Here is a 25,210-nt window from a genome sequence, read left to right as displayed (position 1 = left end):
GAGGTGGTTCCCCTCAGAGACGAAAAAAGCGAGGCGAATTTTATTTGATGGCCTTGGCGGCGTTCATCACGGCCTTGATGTGGCCGGGGACCTTGACCTTGCGCCAGACCTCGCGGACGACGCCTTCGCGGTCGATCAGGAAGGTCGAGCGGTCGATGCCCATGTACTTGCGCCCGTACATGCTCTTCTCGACCCAGGCGCCATAGGCCTCGACGATGTCGCCCAGCGGGTCGGCGGCAAGCTCGATGGTCAGGTCGTGCTTCTTGCGGAACTTGGCGTGCGAGGCGGCGCTGTCCTTGGACACGCCGACGATCACCGCGCCCAGCTTCTGGAATTCCTCGACTTCCGACGAGAACTGCAGGGCCTCGGACGTGCAGCCAGCGGTGTCGTCCTTAGGATAGAAGTACAGGACGACGTTCTTGCCCTTCAGGCCGGCCAGGCTGACGCGGCCGGTGTCGGTCGGCAGGTCGAAATCGGGGGCCTTGTCGCCGGGCTGCAGCATCGAACGCGTCTCCAGGTAGAAGGGGTTACCCCGGCCCTTGGCTACGCCAGGGCCGGGAGCACAATCAACCCATAACTAAACAGGCTTCACCAAGACGATCTTCTTCTTGCCGGCCGCCAGCTTGACCACGCCTTCGACCAGGTCCGCCGAGGTGATGACGCGGTTGGCGTCGGCCTCGGCCTTGTCGTTGACCTTGACGCCGCCGCCCTGGGCGAGGCGACGGGCCTCGCCGCGCGAGGCGGCCAAGCCGGCGTCGGTGAACAGGGCCGCCAGCACGACGCCGGCTTCCAGTTCGGCGGCCGGGACCTCGTAGGTCGGCAGGTCGGCCGACAGCGCGCCTTGCTCGAAGGCCTTCTCGGCGGCGTCGCGCGCCTTGCGGGCCTCGTCCTCGCCGTGGGCCATGCGGGTGGCTTCGTCCGCCAGCACCTTCTTGGCGTCGTTGATCTGGGCGCCTTCCAGGGCTTCCAGTTCGGCGATCTTGTCCAGCGGCAGGTCGGTGAAGAGTTTCAGGAAGCGGCCAACGTCGGCGTCCTCGGTGTTGCGCCAGAACTGCCAGTAGTCGTACGGCGACAGTTGTTCGGCGTTCAGCCACACCGCGCCGGCCATGGTCTTGCCCATCTTGGCGCCAGAGGCGGTGGCCAGCAGCGGCGTCGTCAGGCCGAAGGCGGCCTTATGGTCGACGCGGCGCGTCAGCTCCACCCCGTTCAGGATGTTGCCCCACTGGTCCGAGCCGCCCATCTGCAGAACGCAATTGTACTTGCGGTTCAGCTCCAGGAAGTCGGTGGCCTGCATCAGCATGTAGTTGAATTCGAGGAAGGTCATCGGCTGCTCGCGCTCGAGCCGCAGCTTGACCGAGTCGAAGGCCAGCATCCGGTTGACCGTGAAGTGCACGCCGTAGTCGCGCAGGAACTGGACGTAGCCGAACTTCGAGAGCCACTCGTCATTGTCGACCATGATCGCGTCGGTGGGCCCATCGCCGAAGGTCAGGAAGCGGGCGAAGACCTGCTTGATGCCGGCGATATTGGCGGCGATGTCGGCGTCCGACAGCAGTTTGCGGCTCTCGTCCTTGCCGGTCGGGTCGCCGACCTTGGTCGTGCCGCCCCCCATCAGGACGATCGGCTTGTGACCGGCCTGCTGCAGGCGGCGCAGCATCATGATCTGGATCAGGCTGCCGACGTGCAGGGACGGCGCGGTGGCGTCGAAGCCGATGTAGGCCGTGACGATTCCGTTGGCCGCGGCGTTGTCCAGCTCCTCGGGGTGAGTGATCTGATGGATGTAGCCGCGCGCCTCCAGGGTTCGCAGGAACTCCGACTTGAAGGCAGACGCGGCGGACATGGTTCGACTCTCTGAATGGCTTGGCGGGCCGTCTAGCACGGCGAGGTCCGCCAAATCGAGGGAATGTGAGGGTTTCATTTCAAGCTCCAGGGCAAGCGGCCGGAGCGCATGATCGACTTGGAATGGAGCGACCCCGGCGAGGCGGGGTGGCGACGTGGCTGATCGTCCTCCCGCTATGGCAGCGGGCGGTAGTAGGGACGGGCCAGGACGAAAGCGTCGATCATGGGTCTAGCTACCCGTTCGCGACCGTGGCAGTCAACGTGCCATGCGTATCCTTGGATTCATGACCGGCACCTCGCTCGACGCGGTCGACATGGCGGTGCTGGAAACGGACGGCGAAGAGATCCAGAGCTTCGGGCCCGCCGGCGAAAGAAAACTCCGCGAGGAGACCCGCGACCTCTTGCTGGTCGCCACCGAGGTCGCGCGCGGCTGGCCGCGCGACAAGCCGGCGCCGGACATCTTCGGCGAGGCCGCCCGCGCCGTCGCCGACGAGCATTTTCATGCCGCCGAGAGTTTCCTGGCAGAGCATGGCCTGGCCTGGACCGACTTCGACCTGCTGGGCGTGCATGGCCAGACGGTGCTGCACGAGCGTCCGACGCCAGAGAGGATCGGCCGCACGGTGCAGCTGCTGGACGCGGGGCGTCTGGCCAAGGCGACGGGCCGCCCGGTGGCCTTCGACTTCCGCACCGCCGACGTGGCGGCCGGCGGGCAGGGGGCGCCGCTGGCCCCGATCTATCACGCGGCCCGCGCCCGCGCCTCGGGCCTGGCCGCGCCGGTGGCGGCGCTGAACATCGGCGGGGTGGCCAACATCACCCTGATCGGTGAGGACAATCTGCTGGCCTTCGACACTGGGCCCGGCAACGGCATGATCGACCTGATGCTGCAGGAGCGGGGCCTCGGTCGTTTCGACGAGAATGGTCGTCTGGCCGCGTCGGGCCGGGTGGACCAGGCGATCCTCGACACCTTCCTGGCCAGCGCCTACTTCGCCGGTCCCGCGCCCAAGTCGCTGGACCGGTACGACTTCCCGCTGGACCTGGTCGAGCCGCTGTCGGCCGAGGACGCCGCCGCCACGCTGGTCGCCTTCACGGCCGAGGCGGTGATCAAGGCCTTTGACCATGGCGCGCGGCCCAGCGCCCTGATCGTTTGCGGTGGCGGGCGCCACAATCCGCAGATCATGAAGGTGCTGACCGAACGCGCCCCGGTGCCGGTCAAGACCGCGGAGGACTACGGCTGGCGCGGCGACAGCATCGAGGCCGAAGCCTTCGCCTACCTGGCCGCGCGCACGGCCAAGGGCTTGCCAATCAGCTTCCCCGGAACCACAGGGGTGAAGGCGCCAATGACCGGTGGGCGGATCGTCCAGCCCTAGTCAATGCAGCTTCAGCCGTCCCGACACCCGCTGCTGTAGCAACCGCGCCAGGGCCAGGGTCACCGTTCGTCCCACGCCCAGGATCGCCCGATGGTGATCCAGGTGCAGAGACATGTAGGCCCACTTGGCGATCAGGCCCTCGACGAAGAAGTTCGGGCCGCCCAGTCCGCCCATCAGCGCGCCGACGCCCTTGTCATTGCCCAGCGACACCAGCGAGCCGAAGTCGCGATAGACGAATGGCGCGGCGATCCGGCCCTGGTGCAGCCGGGCGATCAGGGCGCGTTCCAGGTAGCTAGCCTGCTGGTGCGCGGCCTGGGCGCGGGCGGGGATGGTCTTGCCGTCCTTCCACGGCGCGGCGGCGCAGTCGCCCAGGGCCCACACGTCCGGCGCGGAGGTTTCCAGATGGTCGTTGACCACGAATTGGTTGCCGCGATTGGTCTCCAGACCGAAATCCGCATTGGCCTCGGCCGCCTTGACGCCGGCGGCCCAGACGATCAAGTCGGCCGGGATGTCGCCCTGGCTGGTCTCCAGCCGATCGGCGTGGACGGCCAGGACCTTGGCGTCGGTCTTCACGGCCACGCCCTTGCGCTCCAGGGCCAGCGTGGCCTTGTCGGCGATCTTCCGCGGCAGACCGCCCAGGATGCGCGGCGCGGCCTCGACAACGCTGATGTCCAGGCGGAAGCGCTGCTCATCGCCCAGGCTGCCCAGCAGCTCGCGATGGGCCTCGATCAGTTCGGCCGACAACTCGACGCCCGTCGCGCCGCCGCCGACGATGGCCACGCGCATGATCTTCTCGGCCGAGAACGAAGCCTTGGTGAAGGCCGCCAGCAGCCGCGCGTGGAAGGCCTCGGCGTCCTCGGTGCGCTCCAGCAGGTGGGCCCGCTCGGCGCCGGGCGTGCCGAAGAGGTTCGAACCCGAGCCGATCGCCAGTACGCCATGAGTGAAGGTGATGGCGCGCTCGGGCGCCAGGACCTGACCGTCCTCGGCCACGATCGCCTTCAGGGTCAGTCGCTTGGCGACGGGATCAAAGGTCTCCAGCTCGCCGAGCAGAAAGTTGAAGCCGTTCGAGCGCCCCAGGATCGAATAGGAGATGCCTTCCTGGTGGACGTCCAGCGTGCCGGCCGCCACCTCGTGCAGAGTCGGCTTCCAGATGTGGAAGCTGGAGCGGTCGATCAGCAGGACCCGGCGCTTGCCGTGTCGGCCGCCGAGCCTGCGGCCCAGCCGCGACGCCAGCTCCAGTCCGCCGGCGCCCCCGCCGACGATGACGATGTCGTAGTGCATCACCGCTTCCCTTGATATTCATCAAACGATGAAAATATAGGCGCGAGACCCACGTTACGCCAGCGACGCCGCACCGCACAAAACGAAAAAGGCCTCCCCGGAGGGAGGCCTTCTGAAATCGTCTAGATCGGGTTTTCCGCCAGACGCTTGTCGAGATAGTCGCTGACGCTCTTTTCGACGCTGGGCAGGTGCTCGGCCCAGAAGTGGGTGGCCTTGTCGATGACCTCGTAGTCGATCGTGATGCCCTTCTGGGTCCGCAGCTTGGTGACCACGCGCTCCACCTCGACCGGCGGGGTGATGGTGTCGGCCGAGCCCGTCAGGAACAGGCCCGAGGCCGGGCAGGGGGCCAGGAAGCTGAAGTCGTACATGTTGGTCGGCGGCGACACCGAGATGAAGCCGTCCGTCTCGGGGCGACGCATCAACAGCTGCATGCCGATATAGGCGCCGAAGTCGAAGCCGGCGACCCAGGTCTGGCTGGCGGCCGGGTTGCTGGTCTGCAGCCAGTCCAGCGCCGTGGCCGCGTCGGCCAGTTCGCCGATGCCGGCGTCGAACTCGCCCTGGCTGCGGCCCACGCCGCGGAAATTGAAGCGCAGAGTCGCGAAACCGCGCTTCATGAACAGGTGATACAGCTGCACCGACACCGGGTGGTTCATGTGACCGCCGGCCTTCGGGTGCGGATGCAGGATCAGCGCGATCGGCGCTGTCTCGGTCTTGCCCGGAGAATAGCGACCTTCGATCCGCCCGGACGCGCCGGTCAAAATCACATCAGGCATGTCGTTCCCTTGAGCTCGCCAGCGGTCCGTCCTCCAACGATTTGGCTCGTCGGAATACTTGACTACTGCGCTTGGTCTTCCTAGATCGCAACCAGTTCGCGGGCTGGAGGGCCCGCGCGCGAAGTCGCGGCTTGTAGCACACGCAAAAGCCGATGCGCGCGGAATCTGCAAGGGGTAAGGCGATGCGCCTGAGCACCAAAGGTCGATACGCGGTCATGGCGATGACCGACCTGGCCAAGCGCCAGGACGAAAGCGAGGGCCGCGCCGTGGCCCTGGCCGAAATCGCCTCGCGCCAGCAGATCTCGCTGTCGTATCTGGAGCAGCTCTTCGCGCGCCTGCGCCGCAAGGGCCTGGTGATCAGCGCCCGAGGCCCCGGCGGCGGCTATCGCCTGGCCAAGGCGTCGGCCGAGACCTTCATCTCCGACATCGTGCTGGCGGTCGACGAGCCGCTGCGCGCCACGCGCTGCAACTTCACCAAGGGTCAGGCCAAGGGCTGCATGGCCGGCGGCGAGCGCTGCATGACCCACGGCCTGTGGGAAGAAATGGGCCGCCAGATCCATGGCTACCTCGCCAGCGTCTCGGTGGCCGACGTCCTCGCGGGCAAACTCCGTCCGGCGGGGCCCATGGAGATCGCGGCCGAGTGAGCATCCCCCGCACATCGGTCTATCTCGACTACAACGCCACGGCCCCTCTGCGGCCGGAGGCGAGGGAAGCGCTGCTGCGCGCCCTGGAGAGCCCGGCCAATCCCTCGTCGGTCCACGCCGCCGGCCGCGCCGCGCGCGACGTGGTCGAGCGGGCCCGCGCCGAGGTCGGGGCCCTGGTTGACGTACCGGCCGGCTCGGTGACCTTCGTCAGTGGTGGCACCGAGTCCAACGCCCTGGCTATCGAGAGCGCCAAGGTGACGGGCGTTCACCGCATCATCATCAGCGCCATCGAGCACGACGCCGTGGTCGAGACGGCCAGGGCGTCTGGCCTGCCGGTCGAGCTCATGCCTGTCGACGGCAATGGCGTCGCCGACCTGGCCTGGCTGGCGCAAGCGCTTGAAGTTCCGGGCAAGACCCTGGTCTGCCTGATGCTGGCCAACAACGAGACGGGCGTCATTCAGCCGGTGGCCGAGGCCTCCAGGCTGGTCCGCGCCGCCGATGGCTGGCTGCACGTCGACGCCGTCCAGGCCGCCGGCAAGATCCCCGTCGACTTCTCCGCCCTCGGCGCCGACACCATGGCCTTGTCGGCTCACAAGCTGGGCGGCCCGCAGGGCGTCGGCGCCCTGGTCGCGGGAACTCGCGCCACCGTCGCCCGTCGCCAGCACGGCGGCGGCCAGGAGCGTGGCCGGCGGGCCGGCACCGAGAACGTAGCGGGCATCGCCGCCTTCGGCGCGGCCGCCCGCGTGGCGCGGGAAAGCCTTGCGTCGATGGTCGAACTGTCCCATTGGCGCGACGCCTTGGCCGAACGGCTCAAGGCCCAAGGCGCGATCGTGCTCGGGGAGGGCGCTGATCGCCTGCCCCAGACGTTGTGCTTCGCGGGCGAGGGCTTCGGCTCCGAGGTCCAGGTCATGAACATGGACCTGGCCGGGGTCATGGTCAGCGCCGGCAGCGCCTGCTCGTCGGGCAAGGTCAAGGCCAGCCGCGTGGTGGAAGCCATGGGTCGGCCTGACCTGGCTCCGTTCGCCCTGCGTGTCAGTGGCGGCTGGGCCAGCACGGAAGAAGATTGGATCAAGTGCGGCGACGCCTGGCTCGCCGCCTGGAAGCGTATCGGCGCCCGGCGCCGGGAGGTGGCGTAATGGCCGCGGTCAAAGAGACTGTCGAAACCGTCGCCGCGCTCGAGAAATACGAGCACGGCTTCACCACGGACATCGATCAGGAGTTCGCCCCCAAGGGCCTCTCCGAGGACATCGTGCGCTTCATCTCGGCGAAGAAGGATGAGCCCCAGTGGATGCTGGACTGGCGTCTGGAGGCCTATCGCCGTTGGCTCGAGCTGGAAGAACCGACCTGGGCGAAGGTCAACTTCCCCAAGATCGACTACCAAGATTCCTATTATTACGCCGCGCCCAAGACCAAGGAGGGGCCGAAGAGCCTCGACGAGGTCGATCCCGACATCCTGGCCGTCTACACTAAGCTGGGCATCCCGCTGAAGGAGCAGGAGGTCCTGGCCGGCGTCGAGGGCGCGCCGCGCTACGCCGTCGACGCGGTGTTCGATAGCGTCAGCGTCGTCACGACCTTCAAGAAGGAACTGGCGGCTGTCGGCGTCATCTTCTGCTCGATGAGCGAGGCGATCCGCGAACATCCGGAGCTGGTGCGCCAGTACCTCGGCTCGGTCGTGCCGACCTCGGACAACTATTTCGCCTGCCTCAATAGCGCGGTCTTCTCCGACGGCTCGTTCGTCTACATCCCGCCGGGCGTGCGCTGCCCGATGGAGCTGTCGACCTATTTCCGGATCAACGCCAAGGATTCCGGCCAGTTCGAGCGCACCCTGATCATCGCCGACAAGGGCGCCTATTGTTCGTACCTCGAGGGCTGCACGGCCCCGATGCGCGACGAGAACCAGCTACACGCGGCCGTGGTCGAGCTCGTCCTGCTGGACGACGCGGAGATCAAATATTCGACGGTCCAGAACTGGTACCCGGGCGATCCCGAGACCGGCAAGGGCGGCATCTACAACTTCGTCACCAAGCGCGCCGACTGCCGAGGCGACCGCTCCAAGGTGTCGTGGACCCAAGTCGAGACCGGCTCGGCCATCACCTGGAAGTATCCGTCCTGCGTTTTGCGTGGGGAAGGGTCCTCCGGCGAGTTCTACTCGATCGCCGTGACCAACGGTCATCAACAGGCCGACACCGGCACCAAGATGATCCACCTGGGCGCCAACACCCGCTCGCGGATCGTCGCCAAGGGCATCAGCGCCGGCAAGTCGACCAGCACCTATCGCGGTCTGGTTTCGGCTCACCCCAAGGCCAAGGGCGCGCGCAACTTCACACAGTGCGACTCCTTGCTCATCGGCAAGGAGTGCGCGGCCCACACCGTGCCCTATATCGAAGCCCGCAACGGCCAGTCGGTGTTCGAGCACGAGGCCACGACCACGCGCCTGTCGGACGACCAGCTGTTCTACTGCCAGCAGCGCGGCCTTTCCCAGGAGGAGGCCGTGGCCCTGCTGGTCAACGGCTTCGTCAAGGACGTGCTGCAGCAACTGCCCATGGAATTCGCCGTCGAGGCCCAGAAGCTGGTGGCGATTAGCCTGGAGGGCAGCGTCGGATGACCGCCGTCACGCTCTACCAGCCGGTCGGCATGGAGGAGCTGCAGGATATCAAGGCGTCGGGCTGGAAGGCCTTTCCGCCGCACGACATCGAGCAGCCGATCTTCCGTCCCGTCACCAGCGAGGCCTTCGCGGCCCAGCTGGCGCAGAACTGGAACGCCGCCCACACGACCTATCGACGCGGCTATGTCGTCCGGTTCGCGGTCTCCAAGGTCTTCCTGGACGCCTACGAGAACAAGGTCTCGGGCACGCCTGGGCACGAGGAATACTGGATCCCGCCCGAGGATCTTTCGCTGTTAAACGCCGCCATCCAAGGCCAGATCGCCGTCGCCGGAACCTTCGCGGGCCACGACGCGGAATACAGAAAACTCAACGAGACCCATGCTTAAGATCCAGAACCTTCACGCCCGTGTCGAGGACAAGCCGATCCTGAAGGGTGTCACGCTGGACGTGCCGGCCGGCGAGGTCCACGCGATCATGGGGCCCAATGGCGCCGGCAAGTCGACCCTGTCCTACGTGCTGAGCGGCCGTGGCGGCTACGAGGTGACCGAGGGCTCGGCCAGCCTGAACGGCGACGACCTGCTGGCGCTGGAGCCCAATGAGCGGGCGGCCAAGGGTTTGTTCCTGTCGTTCCAGTATCCACTTGAAATCCCTGGCGTTCCAGCCCTGACCTTCATCCGCACCGCGCTGAACGCCCAGCGTCGCGCGCGCGGCGAGGACGAGATCGCCGCCCCGGCCTTCCTGAAGCTGGCCAAGGAAAAGGCCGCCTCGCTGAAGATCGACTTCGAGATGCTCAAGCGCGGCCTGAACGTCGGCTTCTCGGGCGGCGAGAAGAAGCGGATGGAAATCCTTCAAATGGCGATGCTTTCGCCGAAGTTCCTGATCCTGGACGAGACCGACAGCGGCCTGGACATCGACGCCCTGAAGATCGTCTCCGAAGGCGTCAACGCCCTGCGCGGTCCCGATCGCGGCATGCTGGTGATCACCCACTACCAGCGCCTGCTGGACTACATCAAACCCGACAAGGTCCACGTGCTGGCCGCCGGCCGCATCGTGGCCTCGGGCGGTCCGGAACTGGCCCTGCAGCTGGAAGCCGAGGGCTACGACCGCTACGTCGGAGCGGCGGCTTGACCCTTTCGACCGCCCTTGAGACTGGCGACCTGACCGCGCTGCCCTCGCGGCGCGACGAGGATTGGCGCTGGACCGACCTGCGGGGCCTGCTGCGGGCCCTGCCGCCGGCCGCGCCGGCGCATGACGGCGAGGTTCCGGCTGGGCCGTTCGCCGACCTGACGTCGACCGAGACTGTGTTCGTCAACGGCCGCCGCGCCGCGGGCGCCGAGACCGTCTCGGGCGTCTCGGCCCTGCGCTTCATCGCCCTGGCCGACAAGGCCTCGCAAACCGCCAGCCACAGCTTGGTCGTGAAGGCCGGCGAGACCCTGGTCCTGCTGGAAAGCCACGAAGGCCGAGCCTCGGCTTACGTCTCCGACGTCACGCTCGACATCGCCGTGGGCGAGGGCGCTTCGATTGAGCGCATCGTGCTGGTCGAGGACGACGCCGAGGCGATCAATGTCGTCACCGCCGAGGTCGCCCTGGCCCCCGGCGCGACCTACGCCCAGACCGTCCTGACCTCGGGCGCGCGCCGCCAGCGGATCGAGACCCGTGTCAGCCATCCCGGCGCGCACGCCCAGGCCCGCCTGGACGGCGTCTATCTATTGGACGGCCAACGCCACGCCGACCAGACCACCGTCGTCACCCACGCCGGCGTCGACGGCGTCACCAGCCAGCTCACCAAGGGCATGGTCAACGATCAGGCGCGCGGGGTCTTCCAGGGCCGCATCGTGGTTTCGCCCGGCGCCGACCAGACCGACGCGCGGATGGGCCACCACGCCCTGATCCTGTCGGACAAAGCCGAGATCGACGCCAAGCCGGAACTGCTGATCTTCGCCGATGACGTCTCGTGCGCTCACGGCAACACGATCGGCGCGCTGGACGAGCAGGCCATCTTCTACGCCCGCCAGCGCGGCATCCCGGAAGCCGAGGCCAAGGCCATGCTGACCGTCGCCTTCGTCGGCGAGGTGGTCGAGCGCATCGAGCACGACGGCGCCCGCGCCATCGCCGCCGCCTGGGTCGCCAAGAAGCTGGGGAGCCCGGAGTAATGGCTCTCGACGCTCCCTTCGACATTGGGGCGATCCGCGCCCAGTTCCCGATCCTGCGGCGCACCGTGCATGGCAAGCCGCTGATCTATCTGGACAGCGCCGCCAGCGCCCAGAAGCCCGACGCGGTGCTGGACGCCATGACCGGCCTGGCCCGCACCTCGTACGCCAACGTCCATCGCGGCCTGCACACCCTCGCGAACGAAACGACGGAAGCCTATGAAAAGGCCCGCGAAACGGTCGCCAAGTTCATCAACGCCGAGCGCGACGAAGTCGTCTGGACCAAGAGCGCCACCGAAGCGGTGAACCTGGTCGCGGCCTCGTTCGGCCTGAGCCTGAACGCCGGCGACGAGATCGTGATCTCCGAGATGGAGCACCACGCCAACATCGTGCCGTGGCACTTCCTGCGCGAGCGCAAGGGCGTCGTGCTGAAGTTCATCCCGGTGCTGGACGACGGCCGCTTGGACATGGAGGCCTTCAAGGGTCTGCTGTCGGAAAAGACCAAGATGGTCGCCGTCACCCACATGTCGAACGTGCTGGGCACGGTCAACGACGTCGCCGAGATTGTCCGCCTGGCCCACGCCTCCGGCGCGCCAGTGCTGCTGGACGGCTGCCAGGCCATCGTCCACGCCAAGGTCGACGTCAAAGCCCTGGATGTCGATTTCTACGTCTTCTCCGGCCACAAGCTGTACGGCCCGACGGGCATCGGCGTGCTCTACGGCAAGGCCGAGAGCCTGGCGGCCCTGCCGCCGTACCAGGGCGGCGGCGAGATGATCGGCTCGGTCTCGATGGACCGCATCACCTACGCCGACCCGCCGCACCGCTTCGAGGCCGGCACCCCGGCCATCCTGGAGGCCGTCGGCCTGGGCGCGGCGATCGAATGGCTGAACGGCCTGGATCGCGACGCGATCTTCGCCCACGAGCATGCCCTGTACGAACGCGTCGCCGAGCAGCTGCGCGGCGTCAACGGCGTGCGGATCCTGGGCGAGGCGCCCGGCAAGGGCGCGGTGCTGTCGTTCACGGTCGAGGGCGCCCACGCCCACGACATCGCCCAGGTGCTGGACCGGTACGGCGTCGCCGTCCGCGCCGGCACCCATTGCGCCGAGCCCTTGATGCGCCGTTTTGGCGTCACCTCGAGCGCGCGCGCTTCGTTCGCCCTATATAACACCGAGGCCGAAGCCGACGCGTTCGTGGACGCGCTGGCCAAGGCCCGCAGTTTCTTCAGTTGAGCCGCCCATGACCGACGCCGCCGCCACGCCCGAGCCCATTTCCGCTGAAGCGCCCACGGCGCTTTCGAAGGACGAGCTGAACAAGCTCACGGACCTGCTGATCGAGAAGCTGAAGTCCGTCTACGACCCGGAAATTCCGGTCGACATCTATGAGCTGGGCCTGATCTACAAGGTCGATGTCAGCGACTCCAAGGACGTCGCCATCGACATGACCCTGACCGCTCCAGGCTGCCCGGTGGCTGGCGAGATGCCGGGCTGGGTGCGTGACGCGGTCATGGAGATCCCGGGCCTGAAGTCGTGCAATGTCGAGCTGGTCTTCGAGCCGCCGTGGGACGCCTCGCGGATGAGTGACGAGGCCAAGCTGCAACTGAACATGTTCTGATCGGTTCGAAACTCATGGAAACCGCGATCACCGCACGTCCCCGCCGCCCGCGCCCCAAGGTCGTCACCCTGACCGACGCCGCGGCCGCGCGCGTGAAGGAGATCATGGCTCGCGCCGACAAACCTTACGCCGGCCTGCGCGTGGGCGTGAAGAACGGCGGCTGCGCGGGTTCGGAATACGTCTTCGAATATGCCGCCGAGCGCGGCCCGATGGACGAAGTGGTCGAGGACAAGGACGTCACGATCCTGATCGAACCCAAGGCGGTGCTATTCCTGATCGGGACCGAGATCGACTACGAGATCACCAAGCTGTCGTCGAAGTTCGTGTTCCACAATCCGAACGAAACCGACGCCTGTGGCTGCGGCGAAAGCGTCACGATCCAGCCGGCGCCCGAGGTCCTGGACTGATGCTGGCCAAGACCCCGTCCTGCGTCGAATGCGGCCTGGCCTGGGGCGCGCCGGGCTTCAAGCATGAGGACGAGGCGCCGCTGTACTGGTCGGACACCGGCCTGCTCTGCTCCAGCGGCTGCGCCCAGACTCATTTCGCCAGGCGCCGGGCCGAGGGCACGTTCGCTGGCGTGCCCGCCGAGTGCCCGGTCGAGGTCTAGGCGGACGCCCGCGCCGCCTTAGGCGCTGACGGCGCCGTCGCTTCCACCAACGCCGACGGCTTCACCGGCTCGCCGCGCGCTTCCGCGATCAGCTCATTTGTGCGGCCTTCGATGGTCGTTTCCAGGCGCTGCATGAACTCGGCCTTCTCCAGGCCTTGGGGCAGGGGCGGCAGGAACTGGACGGTCGCCACGCCGGGGGTCTTCTTCTTGTCCTTCTGCCGCCAGAAACAGCCCAGGTTCGTCGCCACCGGCACGACCGGCAGGCCGAAGTCCTTGCTCATGTAGTAGACGCCCGTCCGGTAGCGGAAATGCTCGCCCGGCTTGGCCAGGTGGCCCTCGGGGAAGATCAGGATGCGACGCCCCTCGGCGGCGACCTGGGCGGCGCTTTCCGACAGGGCCTTGCGCGCTTCCGGACCGCCGCAGCTGTCGACGACGATGGCGCCGAACTTCTTCAGGATCGCCCCGACCAGCGGGAACTTCTCCAGGTGGTCGCCGGTGACGAAGCTGAGGTTGTCGACATTGGCGAACATCACGAAGCCGTCGCCCCAGCTGTGGTGCTTGGCGGCGATGATGAAGGGGCCGGCCGGCAGGTTCTCCTGGCCGTTCAGTCGCACCTGCACGCCGGCGAACACGTCCAGCGCCCACAGCATCCGCTGGCTGTAGAGTCGCAGGGCGAAGGCCACGGGCTCGCGGCCGGGCGCCAGGGCGGCGAAGGCGGCCGACAGGCCGTAGAAGATCGACAGGACCCAGTAATAGGCGTTGAACAGCGCGCTGCGCATATCGGTGTCGTCCTTCAGCGGGCGAAGAGCACGGCCTGGACGGCCGCGGTCATGAGGGGGGCGTGGGCCGACAGGGCGTCGGCGCCCAGGCGGCCATAGGCCTTGTTCTGGGCGGTCTGGGTGATGACGCCGATGGCCATGGCCGCCAGCACGCGCGGGTCGCCCGGCGGCAGCTCGGCGTTGATCATCGCCCGCTTGATCAGGCTCTCGACCAGGGTGACCGGGTCGCGGCCATCCTCCTGATAGTAGGGCAGGAAGTGGTGCAGCTGCAGCAGGTGGAACGAGAACAGCAGCCAGTCCTCGTCGGCCACGGCGCAATAGGCGTGCACGAGGGCGGCGGCCTTGGCCTTGATGCCGTCGGCGGCGGTGGCTTCGTCCTCGATCAGGGTCGAGAGGCGGCGGTGGCAGTCCATGAACAGGCCGACCGCCAGTGCGTCCTTGCTCTTCCAGTGGCGATAGATCGCGCCTTCGGAGACGCCGGCGCGGGCGGCTATGGTCTTGGTGGTGGTCGCGTCGACGCCTTCGACGACGAAGGCCTCGAGGGCGGCGCGTTCGATGCGGGGCTTGGCGCTCATCAGGAGAGCATCGCACGGCGACATTGAAATGCAAGTGAGTGTTCACTTACATTGTCGTGATCGTGATTGACCCGGCGTCGCGACGCGGCGACACACGCCCATGGTCCAGACGGTTCTGATCTATTCGATGGGCGAGGTGATCGGCGACGGCCTGATCAAGCTGCCCTTCATTGCCGGCCTGCGGGCGGCGTTCCCGGACGCGCGCGTCAGCTGGTGCGCGGCCAAGGTCGAGACGGTCTATGCCGGCCCGCTGAAGGGCGTGGTGGCCGGCTATATCGATGAGCTGATCCTAGAGGGCTCGAACGGTGGGCGTCCGCTGGACGCCATGCCGTGGTGCAAGCCGTTCGGCGGCCGCAAGTTCGACCTGGTCATCGACACCCAGGAGCATATCGGCCGCAGCGGCGTCGCCCGGCGTGGCGCTTCAGGCCGGTTCGTGTCTGCCGCCCGACATGCGAGGGACAAGGACTGGCCGGTGGCGGTCACCGATCGTCTGGCGCGGCTGCTGAGCTTGGCCACGGACGGGCAGGGCGCGCCGCGTCCTCTGGCCCTGGCCAACCCCGACGCCCTGAAGGCCGCCGAGGCCCTGCTGCCGGCCGGTCCAACCTATGTCGGCCTGGCGCCCGGCGCGGGCGGTCAGGACAAGCGCTGGCCGCTGGAGAACTATCTGGAGCTGGCCCGCCGCGTCGCCGCCAAGGGCTGGACCCCGGTGTTCTTCTTCGGCCCCGACGAGGCCGAGGACGCCGCAATGGCCGCGCTGAAGGTCCCGCGGGCCCTGCAGCCCGAGCGCAACCGCACGGACGGCTTCACGACCGTGAAGGGACCGCTGCTGGTCATCGCGCTGGCTGGACGCCTGGCGGCGGGTGTCGCCAACGACGCCGGTCCCGGCCACATGCTGGCCGCCGGCGGCGCGCCGCTGCTGTCGCTGCAGCAGGACCGCCGCAAGTCGGTGAAGTTCCGCCCCGCCGCCCAGCGACTTGAGATGCTGGTCGCGGAGGACTACGGAAGCGGCATGGGCGCCCTGCCGGTCAATGCGGCCTGGGACGCCCTCCAGAAGCTGGTCTCCGGAGCCTCCTGAATGTCCATCCTCGCGCCGATCTCGGCGGGCGAACTGGTCGACAAGATCACCATCCTGCGGGTCAAGGCCCAGCGCATCGGCGACCCGGCCAAGGAAGCCAATGTCCGCAAGGAGCTGGCCCTGCTGGAGGCCACGGCGGCCGAGCACCTGCCCGACAGCGCCGAGATCGCCCGCCTGACCGAGGCTCTGACCACGGTCAACGCCGCCCTGTGGGACATCGAGGACGGCAAGCGCGACTGCGAGCGCCGCCAGGACTTCGGCCCGGACTTCGTCGCCCTGGCCCGCCGCGTCTATATCGACAACGACCAGCGCGCCGCCATCAAGCGCGCCATCAACGAAGCCGCCGGTTCGGAGATCGTCGAAGAGAAGAGCTACAAGCCCTATCTCACGACCTCGAAAGAATGACGCAAGTCGTTCGCGATGCTCAGGAAATGGTCTCTGGCATGACGCCCATGCTGAAGAGCGGCCAGTACGTCTTCTGCGCCGCCGGCGACCGCGATTGGGCCGCGCTGGACCCGCTGGCCATGTTCCGCGAGGCCGAAGGCGTCAGCCTGATCCTCGAGCTGGGCGCGGCCCAGGCGGCGGGCTTTGCGGTCGAGGCGCCGATGGCCCTGATCACCCTCAACGTCTACTCGGCCCTCGACGGCGTCGGCCTGACCGCCGCCGTGGCCACGGCGCTTGCTCAGGCTGGGATCGCCTGCAACATGGTCGCTGCCCTGAACCACGACCATGTCTTCGTGCCCGCCGACCGCGCCGACGAGGCCGTGGCCGTTCTGCTGGCGCTACAGGCGGATGCTACCGCCCCTTGAACGCGGCCGCGCGTTTCTGGAGGAAGGCGCTGACGCCTTCGAGGAAGTCCTCCGTCTTGCCGGCGAGCTTCTGGGCCTTGCGCTCGGCGTGCAACTGGCCGGTCCAGTCGCTGTCGAGGCTGTCCCAGACCAGCTTGCGGATCGCGCCCAGCGCCGCCGGGCCCTTGGCCAGTTCGAGGGCCAGCGCGTGGGCGGTCGGGACCAGCTGGTCGTCCGGGACGCAGCGGTTGACCAGGCCCCACTGGAGCGCGGTGGCGGCCGGGATCTTGTCGCCCAGCAGCATCATCTCCATGGCCCGCGCCTTGCCGATCAGGCGCGGCAGCAGGTAGGTCGAGCCGCCGTCTGGCACCAGGCCGATGCGACGGAAGGCCTGAAGGAAATAGGCGCTTTCGCCCGCCACGATGATGTCGCCCATCAGCGCGATCGAGCAGCCGACCCCGGCCGCCGGACCGTTCACCGCCGTGACGATCGGCAGCGGGAAGTCGCGCAGCAGGGTCATCAGCGGATTGTAGGTATTCTCCAGCGCCGAGCCAGCGTCGGGCTTGCCATCGACGTCCAGCTCACGCCCCGCCGCGCCGCCGCCTGACAGGTTGGCCCCCGAGCAGAAGCCGCGGCCTTCGCCGGTCAGGATCACCGCGCGGGCCTCGACCTTGCCGGCCGCTATGGACGAGAAGGCGTGGATCAGCTCGCGCGCGATCTCCAGGCTGGCCGCGTTCAAGGTCGCGGGATCGGCCAGGGTGACGGTGGCGACGCCGTCCTGCGTCGAGACACGGATCTTCTGATAGTCCACGGCGAAACCTCCCTTGGTCTTTGGGAGAGTCTAGGCGCCTTTGCCCCTTGGGAAGGCCAGTGGAATCTTCCAAGGAAAGCGGAATCTTCACAAGGAAACGCCGCCGATCCTCACGGAACGGCGGCGCCAGGTAGGTCTTCTGCTGAAGCTGATTAGGCCGCGTTGGCCGAGGCCGGCATCGATTCCGCCGCCGTGACGCGATTGCGGCCGCCGCGCTTGGAGGCGTAGAGCGCCGCGTCGGCGCGTTCCATGATCGAGTGGCCGGTCTCGCCCGGCGCACGCTCGGCGAAACCCGACGAAATGGTGATGGCGCCCAGGTCCTCATTGGTCGAGCGGCGCTTGAGCATGCGCGAGGAGACCTCGACGCGGATCTCTTCCAGGGTCATGGCGACGACCGAGGCGGCTTCGCGCGGGAAGATCATGGCGAATTCCTCGCCGCCGTAGCGGGCGGCGAAGCGCGGCGGGGCGGCGACGCGGCCGATCACCGAGGCGACATAGCGGATGACCTGGTCGCCGGTCTGGTGGCCCCAGGTGTCGTTGAAGCCCTTGAAATGGTCGATGTCGAGCACGGCCAGGCAGATCGTCGTGCCGCTGTCGTCGGCGTCCTGGCAGGCGCGGTCCAGCTCTTCGTCGAAGGCCTTGCGGTTGGCCAGGTTGGTCAGGCCGTCGGTGGTGGCGTCGCGGCGGACCTGTTCCAGGTGCTCGCGCAGGCGCTCGACCTCGGCGGTGGAGTCGGCCAGACGCGTTTCCAGCGACTGGTTTTCCTTGTGCACGCGGCGGGTGGCCTCGGCCAGGTTGCCGACCACGGCCTTGATGGCCTCGACGTCGGTCGACTTGTCGAGGTTCTTGGTCGCGCCGGCCAGTTCCTTGCCGAAGGCGGCGTTCGACTTCTGGGCGTTCTGGATGGCCTTGGAGACGGCTTCCAGTTCCTTGGACAGGATGTCGCCCGCGTCGCGGATCTGTTCGTTCAGGCGGGCCTTGGGCAGATAGGTCGCGGCCAGCTCTTCGCTGACCAGCTCGGTCATCGGCTCGCCAAGGGAAATCAGACGGGTCAGCTCACGGGCCAGGGCGCCGTCCGGGTCGGCGACATAGTGGGTCCACAGCTCGAAGTTCAGCGCGGTCGGCCACACCTGGTGGCGTTCCATGAGCTCCAAGGCGCGCGAGGCGATCTTGTAAGCCTCGGGACCGCGCAGCGTGGTTTCGACGTCCGACATCTTTTCTTCCCCCATCGGTGGTTTCCCTTGCGGAAACCCCGATCGCTTGGAGCCTGACCTTAGACTGAAGAGTTCTTACGAGGCGTTAAGAACGAACAACGTTCACTTGCGCGCGCTCGTCCACACGCTCATGGTGATCGCTGATAATCTAGACTTCGCCTGCGAGGCGGGGCCGTGGGGAGGAGCGACAAGATCATGAATGCACCGGTGAATCTGTCTTTCGACGCCCACAAGGCGGCGATGAACGACGTGTTGCAGCGCCAAAAAGCCGCGCATCTGAAAGAGGGTCCGCCCAGCATCGAAAGGCGGATCGACTGGCTGAACCGCTCCATTGATCTGCTGGTCGGCCACCAGGCCGAGATCGCCAGGGCGGTGAACGCCGACTTCGGCTCGCGCTCGCCCGAGGCGACGGCCCTGACCGACGTCGCCGGCTCGATCGGCCCGCTGAAGTTCGCTCGCGAGAACGTCGCCAAGTGGGCGCGTCCCGAGAAGCGCAAGACCACCCCGGCGATCCTGGGTCTGTTCGGCGCCAAGGCCACCGTGCAGCACCAGCCCAAGGGAGTCGTGGGGGTGATCAGCCCCTGGAACTTTCCGGTGAACCTGACCTTCGCGCCGCTGGCCGGGATCTTCGCGGCCGGCAACCGGGCGATGATCAAGCCGTCGGAATATACGCCAGCCACCTCCGACCTGTTGAAGGCGATGTTCGCCAAGGCGTTCTCGCAGGAAGAGGTCGCGGTCTTTGTCGGCGGACCCGAAGTGGGTCAGGCGTTCGCGGGACTGGCCTTCGACCACCTGGTCTTCACCGGCGCGACCTCGGTGGCCAAGCACGTGATGCGGGCCGCGGCCGAGAACCTGGTGCCGGTGACCCTGGAGCTGGGCGGCAAGAGCCCGGTGATCCTGTCGCGCGGGGCCGACATGGCCACGGCCGCGGCGCGGATCATGAACGGCAAGACCCTGAACGCCGGTCAGATCTGCCTGGCGCCGGACTATGTCTTCGCGCCGCAGGACCAGGTCGAGACCTTCGTCGAGGAGGCCAAGGCCGCCGTCGGCCGCTACTTCCCGACCCTGAAGGATAATCCCGATTACACGGCCGTCGTCGCCCAGCGCCACTACGACCGGGTGAAGGGTTATGTCGACGACGCCCGGGCCAAGGGCGCGCGGATCGTCGAGATTAATCCGGCTGGCGAGGACCTGTCCCAGCAGGAGCACCGCAAGATCGCCCCGACCCTGATCCTGGATCCCACCGACGACATGAAGGTCATGCAGGAGGAGATCTTCGGTCCGGTGCTGCCGGTGAAGACCTACAAGAGCGTCGACGAGGCGGTGGACTATGTGAACGCCCACGACCGGCCGCTGGCCCTGTACTGGTTCGGGACCGACGAGGCCGAAAAGGAGCGGGTGCTGGAGCGAACGACCAGCGGCGGCGTCACGGTCAATGACGTGATCTTCCACGTCGCCCAGGAAGACCTGCCGTTCGGCGGGGTCGGCCCGGCCGGCATGGGCGCCTATCACGGCCACGACGGCTTCCGCGAGTTCAGCCACCGCAAGGCGGTGTTCCAGCAGTTGAAGAAGGACATCGCCCCGATGCTGGGCCTGCGCCCGCCGTACGGGGAGGGGATCCGCAAGTACCTGGCGGGACAGATCAAACGGTAGGCCTACCCCTTTGATCTCCGGAGCGCGGCATGCTTCAAGCGCGCATGCCGCTGACTCTGCGACTCGTCGAAGCTCAGGACCTGCCGCAAATGCTCGCGCCGGAACTGCGCGAGCGCTTCGGGCGCGGCGAGACGGGCGTGGTCTGGTCGCCGCCGCACGACCTCTCGGCCGGCGCGCTGGAGGGGCTGCTGGGCGGCCCGGAAGCCGCCGCCTGGCCCTATGACATCGCCACGCCGCCCCATGTGGACGTGCCGGTCTTCGCCGCGATCGGCGAGAGCTGGTGGTTTCCGAGCTTCGGCGCGCTGATCGGCGTCGACGGCGCTCTCTACAGCCCCACCATCGGCGGCGTGCGGCCAAGTTCGCCCGACCTATCGGTGATCCCAGGCGTGGAGGAGAACGCGACCCGCTTCACGCCGCCGGCCGTCGCGCCCGATCTGGAGCACGGCGCGGTGTTCATGCCGTGGGGCGGGACCTTCAACTATGGCCACTTCGTCATCGACGCCTTGCCTTCGCTGCTGCTGCTGGAACAGGCGGGCCTGCTGGACGACGCGCCGGTGCTGGCCCCGGAGCTGTCGGCCTGGCAGCGCGACCTGATCGCCATGGCCTTTCCTGGCCGCCAGGTTCGCGAGGTCGAGGCGCCCGTCGTCCGGCTGAAGCGGGCGGCCTTCGCCAGCAGCATGGATCACTTTCTGCATCGCCCGAACGGTCTGGTGGCCGATGTCGCCGCACGGATCCTGGAGCGGGCGCCGGCGGGGAAGGGCGTCAAGCGCGTCTATCTTTCGCGTCGGGGCCAGTCGATGCGGGTGATGGTCGGCGAGGCGGCGTTCGAGAAGGCCCTGGCCGCGCGCGGCTTCACCATCGTCCGGCCCGAGACCCTCAGCGCCGGTGAGCAGGTGGCCTTGATGCGCGAGGCCGAGGTGCTGGTCGGCGCCAGCGGCGCGGCCCTGGCCAACGCCCTGTTCCTGCCGCGCGGCGCGCGGGTCGTGGAGATCCAACCCTTGAACTTCACCAGCCAGTGGGTGCGCGCTGCTTGTCGGCAAGTCGGGGTCGACTGGCGTGGCTATGTCTGCGCGTCGCCGTGCCCGCCGCGCATGGCCCCGCTGCTGGCCCGGCTGCGCCGAGGCTTCAAGTTCGCCTACAGGCCGCCGTTGGACGACCTGTTGGCCTTCGTGGATGCGGCGCTCTAAAGCATTTTCAGACGAAGTGGATACCCGTCCGTCGTCCGAAAATGCGTCAAGAATAGACTAGAGGATGCCCTTGCGGCCGGGGACCCACGGGTCCAGCGGTTGCTGCTCCTCGCGCTTGACCATGCCGTAGTAGCCGGCGGCCCAGACCAGGGCGAAGGTGATCAGGCCGCCCCAGAAGCCGCCCGGCGTGGCGAACCACACCGTCAGGCCACTGATCGAGGCCGCCAAGCCCAGCATGGACCAGCGCAGCAGCACCGAGAAGGCGTGATATGTCTTCTCGTGCGCGATCAGGATCGCTTCCTTGTCGAGTTCGGGTTCGATAGCGGCCACGTTGCAGTCCTCCCATTCTTGTTGGGCGAGACCGGCCGGGCTCCGGCGCGATCAAGCCGAAAACGTGTGCAACGATAACAGCGTTCCGCGAGCCTGGCCATTGGGCGAGAGACGCTGGTCCGGCTAGGCTCGGATTCCACTCGCCGATTCTGGAGGGACCCGTGCGCAGCCCCCTGAAGCTGCTTCTGCCCGCGCTGATCCCATCCTGGAATTTCTTCGACGTGATCGCGCCCGCGCCGCGCGTCGAATACGCTCGGTTGCGCTCGATCGGCGATGCGCAAGGCCAGTGGCGAGAGTTCCGGCCCAGGCCCCAGCGCCTGTCGCCGCTGGCCATGCTGACGCGCCTGTTCTGGAACCCGCGCTGGAACGAGACCCTGTTCCTGGCCGGCTGCGCCGATCGCCTGACCGACGACGACCCGGGCCACGGCGAGGCTCAGATCTTCAAGCGTATCGCCGCCGACCTGGCGCGCGAGCCGCGGGACGCCGAGCGACCCTGGTTGTGCTTCCGCCTGGTCTTCGTCAGCCGCGTGGGCGAGGCGCTGGTCGAAGAGGTGCTGTTCCAGCCCGCGCCGCGCCTTCTCGCGGAGATCGCGGTCCGATGAGCCTGTCCTTCGCTGCCCGCCTGACCGAGATCCTGCTGGTCCTGGCCCTGATCCAGCAGAGCCTGGAGCACTTGACGCGGTTCCGGAACGAGCAGCTGCTGTTCGGCGTCCGGATCGTCCTGTGCCTGCTGGTGCTGGCCGGCATCGCCGCGCCCTGGCCGCTGGTCGGGCTGGCGGGGCTGTCGGTGCTGATCCTCTACCGGTTCGAGGGGCCGTATAACGGCGGCAGCGACCGGATGGGCTTGCTGGCCCTATGGTGCCTGACCGCCGCGCGCCTGCTGCCGACGCCCGCCTTGCAGGAGCTGGCCTTCGGCTATCTGGGCGCGCAGCTGACCCTGTCCTATTTCATCTCCGGCGGGGTGAAGATCATCAACCCCGACTGGCGCTCGGGCCGGGCCCTGGCCGATGTCTTCCGGTTCTCGGCCTATCCGGTCAGCCAGGCCCTGCGCGCCTGGGCCGACCGGCCGCGCGTGCTTTTGGCCATGTCGTGGGCGGTGATGGGGTTCGAGCTGCTCTTCCCGCTGACCCTGTTGTGGAAGCCGGCCCTGATCGCGGGGCTGGTCGTGGCGGCGACCTTCCACCTGGCCAATGCCTGCCTGTTTGGCCTGAACCGGTTCTTCTGGACCTGGCTGGCGGTCTATCCGGCCATCCTGTGGCTGCAGGGGCGACTGTTCCACTAGGCAAACGAAAGGCGCCGAACTTTCGTCCGGCGCCTTCGTCATTCGATAGAGGTCTTGAGCCTTACTTGCCGCGCGGCGGGCGGGCCAGGAAGGCCGGAACGTCGTTGCCGAAGCCGACCACGCGACGATCGTCGTCGTCACGGTCGCGGACGGGCTGGACGCCACGGACCGGACGCTCAGGGCGTTCCGGACGTTCGCTACGCTCAGGACGTTCGCTACGCTCAGGCCGTTCGCTGCGGTCCGGACGCTCGGCGCGTTCAGCACGCTCCGGACGTTCGGCGCGGGCCGGGCGCTCAGTGCGTTCAGGACGCTCCGCACGCTCAGGACGTTCCGTGCGTTCGGGACGCTCGGCTTCGACCGCCGGGGCGGCTTCGGCGCGAGGGGCGCGATCACGTTCGCGGCGCGGGCGGCGCTCGCGGGCGGGACGTTCTTCGGCGACGGCGGCTTCAGGAGCCTCGGCAGCGGCGACGACGGCTTCGGCCGGCGCGTCGGCTGCGGCTTCCTCGGTGCGACGGCCACGGCTGCGCGGCGAGGGACGTTCGCCGCGTTCGGGGCGATCACCACCGCGATCACGACCACCGCGCTTGCGGTCACGGTCGCCGTCGCGCTTGACGGTCACGGCGTTGGAGTAGTCGAGCTCGAGCTTCTCCTCGTCCGGGGTCGAGCCGATCAGCTTGATGACCTTGTCGAAGCCCTTGTCGTCGGCCGGGGTGACCAGCATGTAGGTCACGCCCGTGCGGCCGGCGCGGCCGGTGCGGCCGATGCGGTGGACGTAGTCGTCGGCGTGGTGCGGGACGTCGTAGTTGAAGACGTGGCTGACGGCCGGGATGTCCAGGCCGCGCGCGGCGACGTCCGAGGCCACCAGGATCTTCAGCGCGCCCGAGCGGAAGTCCGCCAGGGTCTTCATGCGCTGGCTCTGGTCGAGGTCACCGTGGATCGCGGCGGCGTCGAAGCCGTGCACGCGCAGCGACTTGGCGACGATGTCGACTTCGGTCTTGCGGTTGCAGAATACTATGCCGGTCTCGATCTGGGCCTTCTCGACCAGCGCGCGCAGCGCCAGGCGCTTGGCCTTGGGATCGGAGGAGGGGACCTTGACCATCAGCTGGGTGATGTTGGCGTTGGTCGTGGCGGGCTTGGCCACCTCGATCCGCACCGGGTCCTTCAGGAACTGCTTGGTCAGGCGCGTGATTTCCGGCGGCATGGTCGCCGAGAAGAACAGCGTCTGCTTCTTGGGTGGCGTCATCTTGAAGATGCGCTCGATGTCGGGGATGAAGCCCATGTCCAGCATGCGGTCGGCTTCGTCGACGACGAGGAACTGCACGCCGGTCATCAGCAGCTTGCCGCGCTCGAAGTGGTCGAGCAGGCGGCCGGGCGTGGCGATCAGCACGTCGACGCCGCGGTCCAGCTTCTTTTCCTGGTCGCCGAACGAGACGCCGCCGATCAGCAGGGCCCACGAGAGCTTGGTGCCCTTGGCGTACTTCTCGAAGCTGGCGGCCACCTGGTCGGCCAGTTCGCGGGTCGGGGCGATGACCAGGGCGCGCGGCATGCGGGCCTTGGCGCGGCCCGACTGCAAGCGGTCGATCAGCGGAAGGGTGAAGGCGGCGGTCTTGCCGGTGCCCGTCTGGGCGATGCCAAGCACGTCCTGGCCCGCGAGGGCGACAGGAATGGCCTGGGCTTGAATGGGGGTCGCGGTGGTATAGCCGGTGTCGGCGACCGCCTGCAGGGTCGTGGGCGAGAGCCCGAGATCGGAAAATTCTGTCATTACACGCTGGTCTGCTCGGAGCCGCCCGTGCTTGGGCGAGCGGGCGGCGCGGATTCGCCAGACCTGCTCCGAAGCTGGGGATAAATAGGCGTAAAGTCGGCAAAGTCAATGCTGACAAGGCGATAGGAAGTGTTCGGAAGATGAGCGACGGCGGCTGGAACAGTTCCGCGAAAGCCTGGATCGCCGACATGGGCGAGCGGGGCGACTATGGCCGCCAGTATGTGCTCGACGCGCCCATGATCGCGCGCCTGCGCCTGCTGAATGGCGGCCGGGCGCTCGATGTCGGCTGTGGGGAAGGGCGGTTCTGCCGGGTCCTGGGCGCCGAGGGCTTCGATCCGGTGGGCCTGGATCCGACCGCTGAACTGCTGACGGCGGCGCGGGCCAAGGATCCGCGAGGGTCCTATGTCGAGGGCCGCGCCGAAGCGCTCGATTTCGCCGACGACAGCTTCGACCTCGTGGTCAGCTGTCTGTCGCTGATCGACATCGAACCCGCCGGCCAGGCGATCGCCGAGATGTTTCGGGTGCTGAAGCCGGGCGGGACGCTGCTGGTCGCCAACCTCACCAGTTTCTCGACGGCCCGGGCCCACGGCGGCTGGCGCAAGAAGCTGCTGGGGCGCGGGGCCGGCTTCGCCATCGACCGCTATCTGGAGCCTCGCGCCGAGTGGCAGCGTTGGCGCGGCATCGAGATCCTCAACTGGCACCGTCCGCTCAAGGATTACATGCAGTGGTTCCTGGGCCAGGGCCTGGTCCTCACCCACTTCGACGAGCCCGAACCGGTTGGCGGCCCCAGCGACCGCGCTGACAGATACCGACGCGTGCCCTGGTATCTCATCATGGAGTGGCGCAAGCCGTAGTCTAGCGTCCGGTCCGGGGCCGCTCT

General features: G+C 67.8%; 30 protein-coding genes. 19 read left to right on the top strand and 11 right to left on the bottom strand.

Features of this window, described 5'->3' with window-relative positions:
• Positions 1-40: 40 nt before the first annotated feature.
• From ACW173_RS19575 to ACW173_RS19565, 3 genes are all read right to left on the bottom strand, one after another.
• Positions 41-502, bottom strand: coding sequence for a peroxiredoxin (locus ACW173_RS19575; RefSeq protein ID WP_172271364.1), 462 nt, complete (start codon positions 500-502; stop codon positions 41-43).
• A 75-nt stretch (positions 503-577) separates the two neighbouring features.
• Entirely contained in the window at positions 578-1,915 is a 1,338-nt protein-coding gene (gene tyrS / locus ACW173_RS19570) for a tyrosine--tRNA ligase (RefSeq protein WP_492081749.1), read from the bottom strand.
• 95 nt (positions 1,916-2,010) lie between these two features.
• Positions 2,011-2,061 carry a hypothetical protein gene (locus ACW173_RS19565; protein WP_024265744.1) on the bottom strand — a complete coding sequence of 17 codons (51 nt, stop codon included), beginning with the start codon at positions 2,059-2,061 and terminating at the stop codon, positions 2,011-2,013.
• Between the two features lie 41 nt (positions 2,062-2,102).
• Here ACW173_RS19565 and ACW173_RS19560 point away from each other — a divergent pair, with 41 nt between their 5' ends.
• Positions 2,103-3,203 (top strand): anhydro-N-acetylmuramic acid kinase, encoded by a 1,101-nt coding sequence (locus ACW173_RS19560; protein ID WP_492081748.1) that lies wholly within the window; start codon positions 2,103-2,105, stop codon positions 3,201-3,203.
• Here the strand turns inward: ACW173_RS19560 and ACW173_RS19555 are convergent, their stop codons facing one another.
• Together ACW173_RS19555 and ACW173_RS19550 are read right to left on the bottom strand one after the other, a co-directional pair.
• Positions 3,204-4,484, bottom strand: a complete 1,281-nt coding sequence (locus ACW173_RS19555) for an NAD(P)/FAD-dependent oxidoreductase (protein ID WP_492081747.1) — start codon at positions 4,482-4,484, stop codon at positions 3,204-3,206.
• 122 nt (positions 4,485-4,606) lie between these two features.
• Positions 4,607-5,257, bottom strand: coding sequence for an alpha/beta hydrolase (locus tag ACW173_RS19550; RefSeq protein WP_004615265.1), 651 nt, complete (start codon positions 5,255-5,257; stop codon positions 4,607-4,609).
• A 182-nt stretch (positions 5,258-5,439) separates the two neighbouring features.
• Between ACW173_RS19550 and ACW173_RS19545 the strand changes: the two genes are divergently transcribed.
• The 10 genes from ACW173_RS19545 to ACW173_RS19500 are packed head-to-tail and all read left to right on the top strand — an operon-like array spanning position 5,440 to position 12,874.
• On the top strand, positions 5,440-5,901 hold the full coding sequence (locus ACW173_RS19545) for an Rrf2 family transcriptional regulator (protein WP_492081746.1): 462 nt from the start codon (positions 5,440-5,442) through the stop codon (positions 5,899-5,901).
• Positions 5,898-7,037 carry a cysteine desulfurase family protein gene (locus ACW173_RS19540; protein ID WP_492081745.1) on the top strand — a complete coding sequence of 380 codons (1,140 nt, stop codon included), beginning with the start codon at positions 5,898-5,900 and terminating at the stop codon, positions 7,035-7,037. Before ACW173_RS19545 ends, ACW173_RS19540 begins: the two co-directional genes overlap by 4 nt.
• Positions 7,037-8,506 (top strand): Fe-S cluster assembly protein SufB, encoded by a 1,470-nt coding sequence (gene sufB, locus ACW173_RS19535; RefSeq protein ID WP_492081744.1) that lies wholly within the window; start codon positions 7,037-7,039, stop codon positions 8,504-8,506. Before ACW173_RS19540 ends, sufB begins: the two co-directional genes overlap by 1 nt.
• Positions 8,503-8,892 carry a hypothetical protein gene (locus ACW173_RS19530; RefSeq protein WP_492081743.1) on the top strand — a complete coding sequence of 130 codons (390 nt, stop codon included), beginning with the start codon at positions 8,503-8,505 and terminating at the stop codon, positions 8,890-8,892. The genes sufB and ACW173_RS19530 overlap by 4 nt, the downstream gene beginning before the upstream one ends.
• Complete coding sequence (gene sufC / locus ACW173_RS19525) at positions 8,885-9,634, top strand: Fe-S cluster assembly ATPase SufC (protein WP_492081742.1); 750 nt, start codon at positions 8,885-8,887, stop codon at positions 9,632-9,634. The genes ACW173_RS19530 and sufC overlap by 8 nt, the downstream gene beginning before the upstream one ends.
• Positions 9,631-10,659: a Fe-S cluster assembly protein SufD gene (gene sufD / locus ACW173_RS19520; protein ID WP_492081741.1), complete on the top strand. Its 1,029-nt coding sequence runs from the start codon at positions 9,631-9,633 to the stop codon at positions 10,657-10,659. The genes sufC and sufD overlap by 4 nt, the downstream gene beginning before the upstream one ends.
• Positions 10,659-11,885: an aminotransferase class V-fold PLP-dependent enzyme gene (locus ACW173_RS19515; protein ID WP_492081740.1), complete on the top strand. Its 1,227-nt coding sequence runs from the start codon at positions 10,659-10,661 to the stop codon at positions 11,883-11,885. The genes sufD and ACW173_RS19515 overlap by 1 nt, the downstream gene beginning before the upstream one ends.
• 7 nt (positions 11,886-11,892) lie before the next feature.
• On the top strand, positions 11,893-12,267 hold the full coding sequence (locus ACW173_RS19510; RefSeq protein WP_492081739.1) for an SUF system Fe-S cluster assembly protein: 375 nt from the start codon (positions 11,893-11,895) through the stop codon (positions 12,265-12,267).
• 14 nt (positions 12,268-12,281) lie between these two features.
• The gene (locus tag ACW173_RS19505) at positions 12,282-12,674 is read left to right on the top strand and encodes a HesB/IscA family protein (RefSeq protein WP_492081738.1); all 393 of its coding nucleotides are present in this window, start codon (positions 12,282-12,284) and stop codon (positions 12,672-12,674) included.
• On the top strand, positions 12,674-12,874 hold the full coding sequence (locus ACW173_RS19500; protein ID WP_492081737.1) for a hypothetical protein: 201 nt from the start codon (positions 12,674-12,676) through the stop codon (positions 12,872-12,874). Before ACW173_RS19505 ends, ACW173_RS19500 begins: the two co-directional genes overlap by 1 nt.
• Here the strand turns inward: ACW173_RS19500 and ACW173_RS19495 are convergent.
• Positions 12,871-13,653: a lysophospholipid acyltransferase family protein gene (locus tag ACW173_RS19495; protein ID WP_492081736.1), complete on the bottom strand. Its 783-nt coding sequence runs from the start codon at positions 13,651-13,653 to the stop codon at positions 12,871-12,873. The genes ACW173_RS19500 and ACW173_RS19495 overlap by 4 nt on opposite strands.
• Before the next feature lie 14 nt (positions 13,654-13,667).
• On the bottom strand, positions 13,668-14,228 hold the full coding sequence (locus tag ACW173_RS19490) for a TetR/AcrR family transcriptional regulator (protein WP_492081735.1): 561 nt from the start codon (positions 14,226-14,228) through the stop codon (positions 13,668-13,670).
• 100 nt (positions 14,229-14,328) lie between these two features.
• Between ACW173_RS19490 and ACW173_RS19485 the strand changes: the two genes are divergently transcribed.
• From ACW173_RS19485 to ACW173_RS19475, 3 genes are read left to right on the top strand one after another with little or no spacing between them, the layout of a single operon-like run.
• Positions 14,329-15,303: a glycosyltransferase family 9 protein gene (locus tag ACW173_RS19485; protein ID WP_492081734.1), complete on the top strand. Its 975-nt coding sequence runs from the start codon at positions 14,329-14,331 to the stop codon at positions 15,301-15,303.
• Entirely contained in the window at positions 15,304-15,708 is a 405-nt protein-coding gene (locus tag ACW173_RS19480; protein ID WP_492081733.1) for a DUF6165 family protein, read from the top strand.
• The gene (locus ACW173_RS19475; RefSeq protein WP_492081732.1) at positions 15,705-16,112 is read left to right on the top strand and encodes an ACT domain-containing protein; all 408 of its coding nucleotides are present in this window, start codon (positions 15,705-15,707) and stop codon (positions 16,110-16,112) included. Before ACW173_RS19480 ends, ACW173_RS19475 begins: the two co-directional genes overlap by 4 nt.
• Here the strand turns inward: ACW173_RS19475 and ACW173_RS19470 are convergent.
• Positions 16,099-16,902: an enoyl-CoA hydratase/isomerase gene (locus ACW173_RS19470; protein WP_492081731.1), complete on the bottom strand. Its 804-nt coding sequence runs from the start codon at positions 16,900-16,902 to the stop codon at positions 16,099-16,101. The genes ACW173_RS19475 and ACW173_RS19470 overlap by 14 nt on opposite strands.
• 152 nt (positions 16,903-17,054) lie before the next feature.
• A complete protein-coding gene (locus ACW173_RS19465) occupies positions 17,055-18,116 on the bottom strand; it encodes a GGDEF domain-containing protein (RefSeq protein ID WP_492081730.1) in 1,062 nt (353 codons plus the stop codon).
• Positions 18,117-18,311: 195 nt separating this feature from the next.
• Here ACW173_RS19465 and ACW173_RS19460 point away from each other — a divergent pair, with 195 nt between their 5' ends.
• Positions 18,312-19,769 (top strand): coniferyl aldehyde dehydrogenase, encoded by a 1,458-nt coding sequence (locus ACW173_RS19460; protein WP_492081729.1) that lies wholly within the window; start codon positions 18,312-18,314, stop codon positions 19,767-19,769.
• A gap of 29 nt (positions 19,770-19,798) precedes the next feature.
• Positions 19,799-20,956, top strand: a complete 1,158-nt coding sequence (locus ACW173_RS19455) for a glycosyltransferase family 61 protein (RefSeq protein WP_492081728.1) — start codon at positions 19,799-19,801, stop codon at positions 20,954-20,956.
• Positions 20,957-21,013: 57 nt separating this feature from the next.
• Here the strand turns inward: ACW173_RS19455 and ACW173_RS19450 are convergent, their stop codons facing one another.
• On the bottom strand, positions 21,014-21,286 hold the full coding sequence (locus ACW173_RS19450; RefSeq protein ID WP_492081727.1) for a hypothetical protein: 273 nt from the start codon (positions 21,284-21,286) through the stop codon (positions 21,014-21,016).
• Between the two features lie 161 nt (positions 21,287-21,447).
• Between ACW173_RS19450 and ACW173_RS19445 the strand changes: the two genes are divergently transcribed.
• Together ACW173_RS19445 and ACW173_RS19440 are read left to right on the top strand one after the other, a co-directional pair.
• Entirely contained in the window at positions 21,448-21,888 is a 441-nt protein-coding gene (locus ACW173_RS19445; protein ID WP_492081726.1) for a hypothetical protein, read from the top strand.
• Complete coding sequence (locus ACW173_RS19440; protein WP_492081725.1) at positions 21,885-22,568, top strand: HTTM domain-containing protein; 684 nt, start codon at positions 21,885-21,887, stop codon at positions 22,566-22,568. Before ACW173_RS19445 ends, ACW173_RS19440 begins: the two co-directional genes overlap by 4 nt.
• 61 nt (positions 22,569-22,629) lie before the next feature.
• On the opposite strand, the gene ACW173_RS19435 is transcribed toward ACW173_RS19440, so the two are convergent.
• The gene (locus ACW173_RS19435) at positions 22,630-24,330 is read right to left on the bottom strand and encodes a DEAD/DEAH box helicase (RefSeq protein WP_492081724.1); all 1,701 of its coding nucleotides are present in this window, start codon (positions 24,328-24,330) and stop codon (positions 22,630-22,632) included.
• A gap of 122 nt (positions 24,331-24,452) precedes the next feature.
• Between ACW173_RS19435 and ACW173_RS19430 the strand changes: the two genes are divergently transcribed.
• Entirely contained in the window at positions 24,453-25,184 is a 732-nt protein-coding gene (locus ACW173_RS19430; protein WP_492086018.1) for a class I SAM-dependent methyltransferase, read from the top strand.
• Positions 25,185-25,210: the final 26 nt, after the last annotated feature.

It is taken from the genome of Caulobacter sp. ALps2 (assembly GCF_058681635.1).
Note: the sequence above shows the minus strand (reverse complement) of the source record. Positions and strands in the feature narration are given on the sequence as shown.